This window comes from Flavobacterium hibernum (assembly GCF_000832125.1).
In the GTDB taxonomy this organism is placed as follows: Bacteria; Bacteroidota; Bacteroidia; order Flavobacteriales; family Flavobacteriaceae; genus Flavobacterium; species Flavobacterium hibernum.
The window spans coordinates 95,049-108,671 of sequence record NZ_JPRK01000017.1; the positions used below are offsets into that span (position 1 = coordinate 95,049).

12 protein-coding genes are annotated in these 13,623 nt (G+C 31.4%); 8 read left to right on the forward strand and 4 right to left on the reverse strand.

Annotated elements, in window-relative coordinates; translation table 11 throughout:
- Nucleotides 1–55: 55 nt before the first annotated feature.
- The 5 genes from IW18_RS18935 to IW18_RS18955 all read left to right on the forward strand — a co-directional run bounded on the left by IW18_RS18935 (nt 56) and on the right by IW18_RS18955 (nt 5,297).
- Nucleotides 56–904 (forward strand): hypothetical protein, encoded by an 849-nt coding sequence (locus IW18_RS18935; protein WP_041519733.1) that lies wholly within the window; start codon nt 56–58, stop codon nt 902–904.
- Nucleotides 905–983: 79 nt separating this feature from the next.
- Nucleotides 984–1,586 carry a trimeric intracellular cation channel family protein gene (locus tag IW18_RS18940; RefSeq protein WP_041519734.1) on the forward strand — a complete coding sequence of 201 codons (603 nt, stop codon included), beginning with the start codon at nt 984–986 and terminating at the stop codon, nt 1,584–1,586.
- A gap of 42 nt (nt 1,587–1,628) precedes the next feature.
- Entirely contained in the window at nt 1,629–2,579 is a 951-nt protein-coding gene (locus IW18_RS18945) for a GNAT family N-acetyltransferase (RefSeq protein ID WP_041519735.1), read from the forward strand.
- A 323-nt stretch (nt 2,580–2,902) separates the two neighbouring features.
- Nucleotides 2,903–4,021: a DegT/DnrJ/EryC1/StrS family aminotransferase gene (locus IW18_RS18950; protein ID WP_041519736.1), complete on the forward strand. Its 1,119-nt coding sequence runs from the start codon at nt 2,903–2,905 to the stop codon at nt 4,019–4,021.
- Between the two features lies 1 nt (nt 4,022).
- On the forward strand, nt 4,023–5,297 hold the full coding sequence (locus IW18_RS18955; protein ID WP_041519737.1) for an O-antigen translocase: 1,275 nt from the start codon (nt 4,023–4,025) through the stop codon (nt 5,295–5,297).
- On the opposite strand, the gene IW18_RS18960 is transcribed toward IW18_RS18955, so the two are convergent.
- Nucleotides 5,294–6,424: a glycosyltransferase gene (locus IW18_RS18960; RefSeq protein WP_041519738.1), complete on the reverse strand. Its 1,131-nt coding sequence runs from the start codon at nt 6,422–6,424 to the stop codon at nt 5,294–5,296. The two genes, IW18_RS18955 and IW18_RS18960, sit on opposite strands and share 4 nt — an antisense overlap.
- Nucleotides 6,425–6,459: 35 nt before the next feature.
- On the opposite strand from IW18_RS18960, the gene IW18_RS18965 reads away from it, so the two are divergent.
- Complete coding sequence (locus tag IW18_RS18965) at nt 6,460–7,293, forward strand: glycosyltransferase family 2 protein (protein ID WP_041519739.1); 834 nt, start codon at nt 6,460–6,462, stop codon at nt 7,291–7,293.
- Nucleotides 7,290–7,697 (forward strand): sugar 3,4-ketoisomerase, encoded by a 408-nt coding sequence (locus tag IW18_RS18970; protein ID WP_041519740.1) that lies wholly within the window; start codon nt 7,290–7,292, stop codon nt 7,695–7,697. Before IW18_RS18965 ends, IW18_RS18970 begins: the two co-directional genes overlap by 4 nt.
- Here IW18_RS18970 and IW18_RS18975 read toward each other — a convergent pair.
- The 3 genes from IW18_RS18975 to IW18_RS18985 are packed head-to-tail and all read right to left on the reverse strand — an operon-like array spanning nt 7,680 to nt 10,177.
- Entirely contained in the window at nt 7,680–8,606 is a 927-nt protein-coding gene (locus tag IW18_RS18975) for a glycosyltransferase family 2 protein (RefSeq protein WP_041519741.1), read from the reverse strand. The two genes, IW18_RS18970 and IW18_RS18975, sit on opposite strands and share 18 nt — an antisense overlap.
- Before the next feature lie 6 nt (nt 8,607–8,612).
- Nucleotides 8,613–9,494, reverse strand: a complete 882-nt coding sequence (locus IW18_RS18980) for a glycosyltransferase family 2 protein (protein ID WP_041519742.1) — start codon at nt 9,492–9,494, stop codon at nt 8,613–8,615.
- Nucleotides 9,494–10,177: a cell division ATP-binding protein FtsE gene (locus tag IW18_RS18985; protein ID WP_041519743.1), complete on the reverse strand. Its 684-nt coding sequence runs from the start codon at nt 10,175–10,177 to the stop codon at nt 9,494–9,496. Before IW18_RS18985 ends, IW18_RS18980 begins: the two co-directional genes overlap by 1 nt.
- Nucleotides 10,178–10,531: 354 nt before the next feature.
- On the opposite strand from IW18_RS18985, the gene IW18_RS18990 reads away from it, so the two are divergent.
- Nucleotides 10,532–13,546 (forward strand): tetratricopeptide repeat protein, encoded by a 3,015-nt coding sequence (locus IW18_RS18990; RefSeq protein WP_041519744.1) that lies wholly within the window; start codon nt 10,532–10,534, stop codon nt 13,544–13,546.
- Nucleotides 13,547–13,623 lie beyond the last annotated feature (77 nt).

The window sequence follows — 13,623 nt, forward strand, 5'->3', positions numbered from 1 at the left end:
TTATAAAAGGAGTTACCGAAAAGCCTAAGAGTAGGAAAATTTAATCGTAAATACCATGAAACTAAGAAAAATTGTTTCCGTAATTTTAATGTTGTTCATTTCTGTTTTATCATTCGCTCAAAGCGGAAAAAAATTAGATAAAATAATTAAAAGAGATTATCAAATTATTGAATGCTCAATCGCTAAAATGTCTGATAAAACTGTAGAGTATTCTTTACCTGGAGAAACTGTACAAATTTCGCTTGATGTATCTCAAATTGCCAGAATTGATTTTGCCAGCGGACGTTCTCAGACTTTTGATGTAACTCCAAATAGTGCTACTCCAAATACTTCCGGTCAAGTTGCAGCTTCCGCAGAAATGAAACCTAATACCATTGCTATATTGCCAATTCCTTACGTAAATTCGGGAACTTTAGAAACTTCTGAAGAAATGGCAAAATTTGCTCAAAACGATCTTTACAATAAATTATTAGATAAGTCAGCAAATCTTTTTCCATTAACCGTTCAGGATTTAAGAGTAACAAATAGTTTGTTGCACAAAGCCGGAATTGATTATAAAAATATCGACGAAACTCCTATTGAAGATCTTCAAAAAATTCTTGGTGTAGATAATATTCTTGCCGCAAAAGTTTCTTATACCATTACCGAGGGTTCTACAGCTTCGACTTACAACAGCGGAAATGCTAAAGTAAGTGATGACAATAAGAAAGTAAAGACAAATGATGTTTCTACAACAACAGCTTCTACCCAAACCTATTACAATTATATGGTTTATTTTGATATGTATAAAAATGGTACCAAAATATATTCACAAACTCGTAAACCGTTTTTAAACATCAAAGATAGTTGGATGGATTCTATATCTTATTTATTAAAAAGAAGTCCTATTTACGTAAAAAAATAACGAATCGGGGTAATTCATTTATGAGAATTTTTATAATTCTGCATCTTTTTATAATTTAACTTCTTAGCAACTAAAAAGAATGTTTCACTTATTAGATCTTATTGGTACAATGGCTTTTGCTATGTCTGGCGCATTAACGGCAATGCATAAAAAACTCGATCCGTTTGGCGTTTTTATCATAGCTTTTGTTACAGCCGTTGGAGGCGGAACACTTCGTGATGTTTTAATAGGAAGAACTCCAGTAGTTTGGATGCAGGATTTGCAATACGTTTATGTAATTATTTTAGGTTTTGGATTTGCGATACTTTTTAGAAAAAAGTTTGACAAACTGCGAACCTCATTGTTTTTGTTTGATACAATTGGTCTTGGTGTTTTTACCTTAATAGGTCTTGAAAAAGGAATCATGATTGGTTTGCATCCAGTAATTTGTATCGCATTAGGAACCATGACTGCTTGTTTTGGAGGCGTTACACGTGATATTTTGTGCAACGAAATTCCAACCATATTCAGGAGAGAGATTTATGCTACGATTTGTATTTTTGGCGGAGTAGTGTTTTTTGCACTTAAAAAATTGAATTTAGAAGATGATATTCTATATTTGGTAACATCTGTTGCTATAATTACGGTTCGATTGTTAGCCGTAAAATTTAAGTGGCATTTGCCGGCATTCGAACATAAGTAAAAAAACAAGCTGCAAAATTTGTAGCCGAAAAAACAAAAAAACTTGACGAACTACACCATAAAGAAATACCATAAAAACGATTATGAAATCTGGAATGCGTTTATTGGTCAAGCCAAGAATGCCACATTTTTATTTCACCGTGATTTTATAGAATATCACCAAGATCGTTTTGAGGATTTTTCGCTTTTGATTTTTGAAGATGAAAAACTCAAAGCTGTTTTACCCGCCAATATAAAAGGAAAATCGGTTTATTCGCATCAAGGGCTTACATACGGAGGTTTGGTCTTTAATGCTAAACTAAAAGGCGAAAAAGTAGAAGTTGTTTTAGATCAGGTTTTATTATTTCTAAAAGAAAATTCAATCGTAAACTTTTATTATAAACCAATTCCCGATTTTTATCTACAGAGAGGTAATCAGGATTTAGACTTTTTTTTGTTTAAAAGAGGAGCTATTTTAGAACGAAAAGAAATGAATTTGGCGATTAATTTAGAGTTGCCTTTACAGATTTCTAAAAGTAAATTAAAGCATTTTAGAAGAATCGAAAACCTTGATTTAGATATCGTAGAAGAACATGATTTTCAGCCTTTTTGGGAAAAAGTTTTAGGACCAAGATTACTAGAGAAATTCAATGTAAAACCCGTTCATACCAAAGAAGAAATTGCTCTTTTAAAGCAAAATTTCCCTGATAACATCAAACAATATTCCGTATATCAGGATGATGAAATTATTGCCGGAATAACTATTTTTGAGACAAAAGATGTCGTAAAATCGCAATATGGAGCTACATCTCAAAAAGGCGAACAAGTACGAGCATTAGATTTTTTATTCATTAACTTGATTCATAAATACAAGCGAAAAGGCAAACGTTTTTTTGATATGGGAATCGTAAACGAAGAAAATGAAAGTGGTTATCATTCTGGTCTTTTAAACCAAAAAGAAGAATTAGGCTGTTCTGTGTATAATCAGGATTTTTATAAAATGGAGATAAAATAAAAGCCATAGATTTCAAGAAATTTGTTGAGGACTTTGACACCCGAGCGATAGCGAACGGACGAAGTAAATAATAGCTAACTTGAATGATCGATAAAGAGACGCGGATGATACAGATTTACAAAAGTAAAGCCGCGGATTAAAAACTGATTTAAAAATAATCAAAAATAAAATCCGTTTAATCCGTGTTTTCGCTTTAGCGAATCCGCATAATCCGCGTTTCTTTGAAAAAGTGTTAGATAGAATTGAAAGATTAAATGGATTAAAATATAATCTGCCAGATCTGCGAGAAAAAGATTTAATGTATATATTGAAATTAAAAAAAGATGATACCATTTCTGGATCTTAAAAAAATAAACGAACCTTATGAAACTGCATTTCAGGATAAACTGAAATTAGTTTTAGATAACGGTTGGTATATTTTGGGCAAAGAACTGGAAACATTTGAAATGGCTTTCGCCGAATTTTGCCAAACCAAATATTGTATTGGAGTAGGAAATGGGTTTGATGCTTTGGTACTCATTTTTAAAGGTTATATTCAGTTAGGAAAACTAGAAAAAGGCGACGAAGTTATTGTACCTGCAAACACCTATATCGCAAGTATTCTGGCTATTTTGGCCGCAGATTTAGTTCCCGTTTTAGTGGAGCCAAAATTAGAAACCTACAATATCAATCCAGATTTAATTCAAGAGAAAATCAGTCCAAAAACCAAAGCTATTTTAGTTGTTCACCTATACGGACAATTGGCTGAAATGCCCGAAATAAATAAAATCGCTTTTCAAAATAATCTAATTATTGTTGAAGATGCAGCCCAATCGCATGGCGCAAACAATAATCTAAAATCTACCAATGTCACTCTGAGCGAAGGCGAAGAGCATTTAAGTGCTTCTGCATATAGTTTTTATCCCGGCAAAAATTTAGGATGTCTGGGCGATGGCGGAGCAATTACGACAAACGATTCGGGATTGGCAAAAGTGCTTTATTCGCTTCGAAATTATGGTTCCGAAAAAAAATATTATAATGATTATGTAGGCGTAAATTCTAGATTAGATGAACTACAAGCTTCATTTTTAAATTTAAAATTACCAAACCTAAACGCTGATAACGAAAAACGTCGTGCAATTGCAAAACGATATATAACCGAAATTAAAAACGATAAAATAATACTTCCGTTTTGGGATTTGTCAAGCAATCATGTTTTTCATTTATTTGTTATAAGAACCACAAATAGAGATGCATTGCAGGAATATTTAACTCAAAATAATATTCAAACCGTGATTCATTATCCAATTCCGCCACACAAACAAAAAGCTTTGTTAGAGTGGGAGAATTTATCGTTTCCAATTACTGAAAAGATTCATAATGAAGTTTTGAGTTTACCAATAAGTCCTGTTTTAACAGCAGAAGAAGTGAGTTATATTATTGAAATTTTAAATAAATTTTAGTTTGAACTCCTTTAAAAAAATTACCCAAACTACGCTGTTCAAAATTACATCGTTAAACAGTTTTAGTGTTGGGCTTAAAATTGGAATTGGATTAATAACCTCCAAAATTTTAGCCGTTTTTGTTGGACCTGGCGGTATGGCTTTGGTTGGTAATTTGCGTAATTTCCTAACTTCGTTAGAAAGTATTTCGACACTAGGTTTTCAAAACGGAATAGTAAAATATGTAGCAGAAAATCAAAAGAATAAAAGTGAATTTCAAAAAATACTGGCTACCGTTTTTATTAGTTTGCTAACCGTAGCAATTATTCTAAGTTTTGTTTTATACTTTTTTGCGACTTTCTGGAACGACAAAATATTCAATAACCATTTCGATTTTTCAATAGTATTTAGGGTCTTAGCTTTGGCTTTGCCGTGGTATGCCGTTTCCGTTTTTTTGTTGGCAGTTTTAAATGGTTTGAGCCAGTTTAAAAAAGTAATCTGGATTAATATCATTGGAAATTTAATAGGGTTATTAGCGTCAGTTTTCATGATTTTACAATTTAAAACACTTGGCGCTTTATTGGCAATTGTAATAACTCCCGCATTGTTGTTTTTTGTAACATTTTATTTCCTCAATAAAGAAATCAACTTTTTAGGATCTATACGATTACATTTGTTCGATTTTAAAATCATAAAGAATCTTTCGTCATATTCCTTAATGGCGTTGATTTCGTCTGTTTTTGGACCAATTGTCTTTTTGGCAATACGAAACAATGTAATTCAGGAATTAGGTATAGATCAAGCTGGTTTTTGGGAAACCATAACTCGGATCTCCTCTTATTATTTAATGTTTGTAAGTACGATTTTAACGGTTTATTTTTTGCCAAAACTCTCGGTAGCTCAAAATAATCAAGAAACCAAAACTATATTTTGGAGGTTTTATAAATCAATTTTACCCGTTTTTATTTTGGGAGTAATTGTAATTTATTTTGCTCGGTTTTTTATAATACAATTATTGTTTACAAAAGAGTTTTTACCTGTTACTTCGCTTTTTATTTGGCAGTTAACAGGAGATGTTTTTAAAGTCGCTTCGCTAATTTTAGGATATAATTTTTTTGCCAAAAAACTGACCAAAGCTTTTATCTTTTTCGAGATATTCTCCCTTTCGCTTTTGTATGTATCGAGTATTGTTTTTATAAAATATTATGGAATACAAGGAGTTGTAATGGCTCAGGCATTTGATAATTTAGTCTATTTTAGTGCTTTGTGCCTGTATTTTAGAAAAAGTTTATTTTAATTTGAATTCCAGAGATCAAGATATTTTTGAGCAATTTTTACATATTGATGTTCTCTTTCAATAAAAGCTCTTGTACGTTTGCCAATAGCAACTATTTCTTCGGGATTTTCAATTAAAAACGACAGTTCGTTCACCAAATAATCTACATCTGCTAAGGCATTTATGGCTACGCGCTCGTGTAAATTGTAATGATTCATAAATTCAGTTTCCGCACCAGTAAAAACTACTTTTCCTTTTGCCATAGCTTCAAGCGCATTATAGCCCTGATCGTATCCGTAAACCTGATCGAGTAAAATGTGCGCTCTACTGTACAGCATAATATATTTTGAATACGGAATGTTTTCTGCCGAAATAATCTCGACTTTATCAGCGTATTTTTCTTTAATAATGGCTAAAGCTTTTTCAAAAAAGACAGTTCCTTTTTTGATGTAACTGCTTTTATTAATCCCCATAAAAATCACAATTCTTTTACTGATGTCTAAATTCTCAAAAGCAATTTTGTCTGTATTTATTGGATTTGGAATTAGTGTTTTTTCCGGGATCGGAATTTTATAATCTAAGTCAGAAACGATAGTTGCTGAAACCCTTTCTTTTACAAAATCGTATAAATCGCGATAATTTTTCTGAGTGTATTTTAGCGAAAAACGAAATTCAGATTTTAAATTATTATCCTTTAAATAGGGAGTTAGAATCGAATATTTTAATTTATCCGTTAACAGAAAATCGATTATTGGAGTGTCTTCTCCACAAACCAGCAAAAAGCTTTTTTTATTCTGGTTAAAGAGTCGTTTTAATAGAAATTTCGAGAAAAACGGATACGTTTCAATGGCATTCGAATTGATTAATTGTACAACATCGTAATTTTTTAGTTTGGGCAAAAAGTACCAAAACCGAATTCCTTTTTCGGCCAGTTGCAAATCAAGTTTAAAAACTCGGAATAAAGCTTTGTTTAAAAATACCAAAAGCTTGTTTTTGAGAAAGTACTTTGGAAAAATAGAGTAGTCTACCGGAAATTGCTTAAAATTATCTCCCGTTCCTATAATAGTAACATCGTGATGCAAGGCTTCTAATCCTTCTTTTAAAGAATTGTGCAATCTACTATATTCTCCTACCAAGAGTATTCTCATTTGTGCTAGAAATATTTATATTTACGTAAATATATATGAAAATGTTAAATGTTTTTTCTGAAAACGACTTCGAAATTTTAATTGCTACCAAAGATAGAAGCAATTTAGATTTTTTGTTGCCCATGTTTCCGTTTGAGCATTTTTCGACTTTTAATATTTTGATTGTAAATCAATCTAAAATTGAAGTTTTATCATCTGATTTTGATAATGTTAAAGTTATAAATACGACCGAAAAAGGTTTGTCAAAAAGCAGGAATAAAGCAATTGCAAATGCCTCAAAAAAAATCTGCCTGATTACAGATGATGATGTTGTTTTTGCAAAAAAATTCAAACAAGATATTCTTTTAGCTTTCGAAAAAAATAAAAAAGCAGATGTAATTACATTCAATCATCAAAGAATAGGAGATTCTAAGCCACAAAAAAGTTGTAATTCTTCTTTTAAACATGATGATAAAAGTATTTGGAATGTGAGTTCGATCGAAATTGCGTTTCAATTAAACGAAATCAAAAAAAATAATATCACTTTTGATGAATATTTTGGACTTGGTGCTTTCTTTGAAACTGCCGAAGAATTTCTATTTTTAAAATTGGCATTAAATCTAGGTTTAGAAGTTTATTTTAGCCCCGAAATTATCGTTTCACATCCGCAGTTTTCGTCTGGCAAAGATGAAGGATCAGATGTTTTAATTTATGGCAGAGCAGCTTTATTTTATAAATTGCACGGTAATTTGGTTTTTTTATGGCTTGCTAAATATGTGTTTTTTTTGTTTAGAAAAAAGTACATTCGGTTTTCTGAAATAAGAAAAAAATATAAAATAGGATTGGCGGGAATCGCAAAATTCAAAGGATTAACTAACAATAAGCTATGACCACAAATACAGACGTTCGATTAATTGAAGTTCCAAAAATTCAGGACAGGCGCGGTAATCTTTCCGTTATCGAGGGAGCGACAATTCCGTTCATTTCAAAACGTGTATATTATTTGTACGACGTGCCAAGCGGAAGCAAACGCGGCGGACACGCACACAAGGAACAACAAGAATTTTTGATTGCTTTAAGTGGTAGTTTTGATGTGATTTTGAAAGATGGAAAATCATCGCAAACAGTTACGCTTAATAAACCAAATTTAGGTTTGTTAATTGTAGATGGAATTTGGCGCGAACTGCGTAATTTTTCTTCTGGTGCGGTTTGTTTGGTTCTGGCTTCGGACGAATTTGATGAAGAAGATTATATTAGAGAATATAAAAATTTCAAATTATTTAAAAACAGATGAACCAAATCCTAAATTGGCCATTTTGAGTTTTAATTGAATTAAAAAGCGAAGTAAATAGGGAGGAAGCAGTAAAAGAAATCTTTTTTTGAAGCTAATTTTTTTTAAATCAATTCCATTATAATAATAATCAAAAAGCGTTTTATTATAGGCTAATTTACTTTTAATGGCAAGCGAAAACCGATTTAAATCTAAGAAATATTTTAAATCAGAATTTGTTTTTTCAAGTTCGGTAAACTTCGAAAAATCCATTTTAGATTCCAGTAAATCAGGTTTTTTAGAAAGACTATTTTCGTCATGAGTGTAACGAACCAAAACTTCCCAAATAAATAATATAGGATACACTAAACCAATTCTTATCCATAAATCAGTGTCTTGTCCGCTTTTGATATTGGGGTCAAAAACACCAACTTTATCAAAGACTTTTTTATTAAAAATAGTAGCCGAGGTTAAAATTACGGACTCTTTTTTACTGGCTTTGAAGTAATTTACAAATTCAAAATCAAATGTTTTATTGATAGAATATTGAGCCAGGAACGTTTTTTGTGAAGTCTCAACCTCAATTGCTGTAGTAAAAACTTTCGCTTTTATAAAACGAGTACAATAGTCAAACATTACTTTTAAAAAATCTGGGTGCCAATAATCATCGGCATCTAGAAACGCAACAAAATTGGCATTTGCTAATGTAATTCCTAAGTTTCGTGTAATTGAAACTCCTTCATTATTTTTGCTGTAATAACGAATTCTTGAATCTTTAAATTGCAATAATTTCTCTTCACTTTTATCTGTAGAGCCGTCATTTATTACAATAATTTCAAAGTCTTCAAAAGTTTGATTCAAGACACTTTGTATCGTGTTTTCGATAAAATTTTCTTTGTTGTATAACGGAATTATTACGGAGAAAAATGCCATTTATTTTTATTTTAAAGTGCAATAATAGCCCAGTCGATAAAGGTCAAAAAGTAAAAGAGATGGTTTTTTGCTTAATAATTGTTTTAAAAACAATGGTTTTGAAATCTTGAATCCAAATGCAATTACGGATTGAAGGTAATATTTTTTTATGATTTGGTAGTAATGGGAAAGCTTTACATAATCTGACGAAATTAGATTAGAATCGACCAGATTTTTTAAACCAATAACTGCTTCTTCAGATTTTCTAAGAAAGGTTTCACTATTCTCTATTCCTAAATGAAAAACAGGGTTTTCGATATGAATAATCTCAATTTTAGCCTGTTTCAATTCAAATGAAAACAAAGTATCTTCATGTCTTAAATTTGGAATTTTTTCGTTGAAGGTAACTTTTTTAAAAACACTTTTAGAGATTAAAAAATTCAGCGTTAAAAAAGAAATGTAAGAGTTTTTATTTCTGTCGGCAGTACTCAAAGCTTCTCTTTCGGTACCATAAAACCATCTTAAAAGCTTATCATTTTCAGGTTTTTTACTTTCGTATAAAATCCCGCCATAAACTACTTTTTCGTTCCGGCTCATTTGCGAAATATAAGTAGAAAGAAAATTTTGATTGACTGGAAATGTATCTGCGTCTAAAAAAAGCAAATTTTCGAAAGTTGCTTTTTTGGCTAATAAATTCCTGATGGCGCTTCGTCCAATATTATGTTCTAAAACCGAATAATTACAATTTTGGAGTTGATTAATCTTTTGGTTTTCTGATAAAAAATGTTGCGAACAATCATCCAAACAAATGATTTCAAAAATCACATTAGATTCCAATGCCTGATTGTACAATGTTTCAACAAGAGAAGATACATTGTAATTGTAAACCGGAATTAAAATAGAAAGCATTACACGTTTCGTTGCACGACTTCAAAAATTCTCTCGTCTTCACATTTTAGTGTTTTCGATGGAAATTTCATCAATAAAGCATAATCGTGCGTTGCCATGATAACAGTTTTACCGTTGGCGTTGATTTTTTTAAGAACTTCTAAAACCTCAGAACTCGTTTGCGGATCAAGATTTCCTGTTGGTTCATCGGCAAGAATAAATTCAGGATCGTTTAACAAAGCTCTTGCGATTGCAACACGTTGTTGTTCTCCACCTGAAAGTTGGTGAGGCATTTTATTTATAAAATCTTTCATACCTACTTTGTCCAGAACTTCATCAATTTTGCGTTCCATTCCTTCCTTGTCAACCCATCCGGTTGCTTTAAGAACAAAAAGCATATTGTCTTTTACAGAGCGGTCCGGAAGCAATTTGAAATCCTGAAATACAATTCCAATTTTACGTCTCAAATACGGAATATCGTTTTCTTTTAAAGTAGCCAAATCAAATTCAACAATATGACCTTCACCTTCAGTTAAAGGCAAATCACCGTACAAAGTTTTCATGAAACTACTTTTACCAGAACCGGTTTTTCCAATTATGTAGATAAATTCACCGTGTTGAACATCTAAATTAATATGAGATAAAATTTTTCTTCCTTCTTGATATATAGTTACTTCTTTAAGAGACAGTACGATTTGTGACATAATTAAATTGATTTGATTGGTAAAAGTAATAAGATAACGATAGGATTCAAAATAAATTTCAATGATTTCTTATAAAATATTAAAATGAAATTTTATCCATTTAAGTAATGTAAGTTCATTTTAGTACAAGACGTAAGGAAGTTTTTATTGGTCAAAGCTTATCTAATTTTAGAACATTATCTAAACAACGAAACCAACTAGCTTATAATTACTTATATGACTTATAGGGTTAAAAAATACCGCGGTTGGAGCTACAAAATACATCTTGTTAAATTTTTTGTTCATAATAAAAGCAAGAAACGTTTCGTTATAAACGGTATAAAATGATACATTTGAATACTAAATATAATAAAAATGCGTAAACTTTCCTGGTTCTTTTTACTCCAAATAATCCTTATTTCGACCACAGTTTCGGCACAAAAATCAGCTATATATACTTACGACTTAAAGGATTTTGACAAAGCACTGGCTTTATATAATGACAAACAATATGCTTCGGCACAACTTATTTTTGAACATGTAAAAAATGAGGCTAAGACTGAAGAAGTTCAATCAGATTGTGCTTATTATATCGCCAATTGCGCCATTAGAACCAATAAAGCAAATGCAGATGCTTTGATGGAAAAGTTTGTTAACGATTATCCAACAAGTACTAAACAAAATCAGGCTTATATAGAAGTAGCTCAGTTTTTCTTCGAGCAAGGAAATTATCCAAAAGCATTGCAATGGTTCGATAAAGTAGATGAAAGCTACATGAGCAAATCTGACTCGGATAAATTTAATTTCCAAAAAGGATACAGCTATTTTAATGCTAAAAAGAAAAAGGAAGCAACTACTTATTTTAATAAGGTAGTAAATTCTCCTGTATTTGGTTCTCAAGCCAAATATTACTTAGGTTTTATGGCTTATGAAGGCGACGATTACAAAGAAGCAACCAAATATTTTGATGAAGTTTCGGGCGAAGAAAAATACAAAGAAAAGCTTTCGTATTATCAGGCCGATATGAATTTTAAATTAGGAAGTTTTCAAAAAGCAATTGATGTAGGGCAAAAAGCAATGACCAAATCAAATGATATTGAAAAATCTGAATTGAATAAAATTATTGGAGAAAGCTATTTCAATTTAAAACAATACGGAAAAGCAATTCCATATTTAGAGCAATATGCCGGTAAAAAAGGAAAATGGAATAATACTGATTTTTATCAATTAGGATATGCGTATTATGAGCAAAAAGAATATGAAAAAGCCATTTCTCAATTCAATAAAATTATTGAGGGAAAAGATTTTGTAGCACAAAATGCTTATTATCATTTAGGTTTGGCTTATTTAAATACGGGCAAAAAACAAGAAGCTTTAAATGCTTTTAAAAATGCTTCTGAAATGGATTTTAATACCCTAATTCAAGAAGATGCAGCTTTAAATTATGCGAAGTTAAGTTATGAAATTGGAAATGCATACCAAACTGTTCCTGCAATTTTACTTGATTTCTTAAAAAAATATCCAAACAATTCAAGTCGTTCTGAAGTAGAAAAATTATTGGTTGATTCTTATATTTCGACTAAAAATTATAAAGAAGCTTTGGTTTTATTAGAGAAAAACAGATCAGCCGAAAATAAAGCAGCTTATCAAAAAGTACTTTTCTACAGAGGTTTAGAATTGTACAACGATTCAAATTATACCGATGCCGCAAAAATGTTTAAAAGTGCAGTAAGCGAACAAAAAACTCCTGAATTTACAGCACGTGCAACTTTTTGGAAAGCAGAAACTGAATATGTTACAGATGATTTTAAGAATGCTTTGTTGAGTTACAAACAGTTTGCAGGACAAGCGGCGGCAAAGACTACTAATGAGTATAAAAACATTAATTATAATATTGGATATACTTATTTTAAACTGAAAGAATACGATTCGGCAGCTACTTCATTTCAAGCACAAATTGATAATGCTGCAGCAGATAAAGTTCGTTTAAACGATTCGTATTTGCGTTTAGGAGATTGTCGTTTTGTAAATGCAAAATACAGCGCTGCAAACGAAGCTTATGCAAAAGCGATTGAATCGAAAGGCGTAGATGCTGATTATGCTCAATTTCAAAAAGCAATTTCTTACGGATTTATGGGTAAGAATGATAAAAAGGCAGATGAGTTGAATAACTTTCTGGCAATGTATAAGAAATCAGAATATCGTGATGATGCTTTATACGAATTAGGAAATACTTATGCGACCGAAAAGAAAAATGATCTGGCAATTAAAACTTACGATCAGTTAATTTCAGAATACAAAAATGGTTCATTTACCTCAAAAGCAATCTTGAAACAAGGTTTGATTTATTACAACTCAGATCGTGACGAACAAGCTTTGGTAAAATTCAAAAAAGTAGCGGCAGAATTCCCAAAAACTCCTGAAGCTTTGGAAGCAGTTTCTACAGCAAGATTAATTTATGTTGATTCAGGAAAAGTAGATGAATATGCAACTTGGGTTCGAACTCTGGATTTTGTTGCGGTTACGGATGCAGAATTAGACAATGATACTTACGATGCGGCTTTCAAACAATACTCTCAAAATAATAGTAAACAAGCCATAACTGGATTTACGGGTTATGTGAGCAAATTTCCAAAAGGATTGCATGCGCTTGAAGCTAACTTTTATTTGGCACAATTGTATTTTGCCGAAGGATCAGAAACTAAATCGGTTGGTAATTATGAATATGTTATCGATCAGCCAAGAAGTGAATTTACAGAGCAATCTTTAATGAAATTGGCGCAGATTTTCTTAAAAGCAAAAGATTGCGATAAATCTATTCCGGTCTTGAAACGCCTTGATGACGAATCTGATGCGGTACAAAATAAAAGTTTTGCACAAGCCAATTTGATGAAATGTTATTACGACAAAAAAGATTATGACAATTCGGTTATCTATGCTGATAAAGTGCTGCAAAACGCAAAAGCAGATGCGAATGTAAAAGCAGATGCTCAAATTATTGTAGCGCGTGCCGCCATGCAAACTGGAAATGAAGATAAAGCCAAAGCTGCTTATGCAAAACTTTCGACAACATCAAAAGGAGAATTAGCTGCCGAAGCATTGTACTATGACGCTTATTTTAAAACCAAAGAAGGCAAGTTTGAGGCATCGAATGTATCCGTGCAAAAATTGGCTAAGAATTATTCGGCTTATAAATATTATGGAGCGAAGAGTTTGATTTTAATGGCTAAAAACTTCTACGGATTAAAAGACAGCTATCAGGCAACTTATATTCTAGATAACGTAATTAACAATTTTACAGATTTTCCAGATGTTGTTGAGGAAGCTAAAAAAGAATTAAACGCAATTAAACTAGAAGAATCTAAAACGAATTCGTCGATTAATAAGTAAGAGAATAGAATAAAGAGAATAGAAAATAGATTGGAAAGCAAAGATTGAAAGTCTATTCTCTTTATTCTATACTCTGT

Bases quoted from the DNA above. Each gene is read 5' to 3' on its own strand.
- IW18_RS18935 (WP_041519733.1), top strand. From the start codon at position 56: ATGAAACTAAGAAAAATTGTTTCCGTAATTTTAATGTTGTTCATTTCT.
- IW18_RS18940 (WP_041519734.1), top strand. From the start codon at position 984: ATGTTTCACTTATTAGATCTTATTGGTACAATGGCTTTTGCTATGTCT.
- IW18_RS18950 (WP_041519736.1), top strand. From the start codon at position 2,903: ATGATACCATTTCTGGATCTTAAAAAAATAAACGAACCTTATGAAACT.
- IW18_RS18960 (WP_041519738.1), bottom strand. From the start codon at position 6,424: ATGAGAATACTCTTGGTAGGAGAATATAGTAGATTGCACAATTCTTTA.
- IW18_RS18965 (WP_041519739.1), top strand. From the start codon at position 6,460: ATGAAAATGTTAAATGTTTTTTCTGAAAACGACTTCGAAATTTTAATT.
- IW18_RS18970 (WP_041519740.1), top strand. From the start codon at position 7,290: ATGACCACAAATACAGACGTTCGATTAATTGAAGTTCCAAAAATTCAG.
- IW18_RS18975 (WP_041519741.1), bottom strand. From the start codon at position 8,606: ATGGCATTTTTCTCCGTAATAATTCCGTTATACAACAAAGAAAATTTT.
- IW18_RS18980 (WP_041519742.1), bottom strand. From the start codon at position 9,494: ATGCTTTCTATTTTAATTCCGGTTTACAATTACAATGTATCTTCTCTT.
- IW18_RS18985 (WP_041519743.1), bottom strand. From the start codon at position 10,177: ATGTCACAAATCGTACTGTCTCTTAAAGAAGTAACTATATATCAAGAA.
- IW18_RS18990 (WP_041519744.1), top strand. From the start codon at position 10,532: ATGCGTAAACTTTCCTGGTTCTTTTTACTCCAAATAATCCTTATTTCG.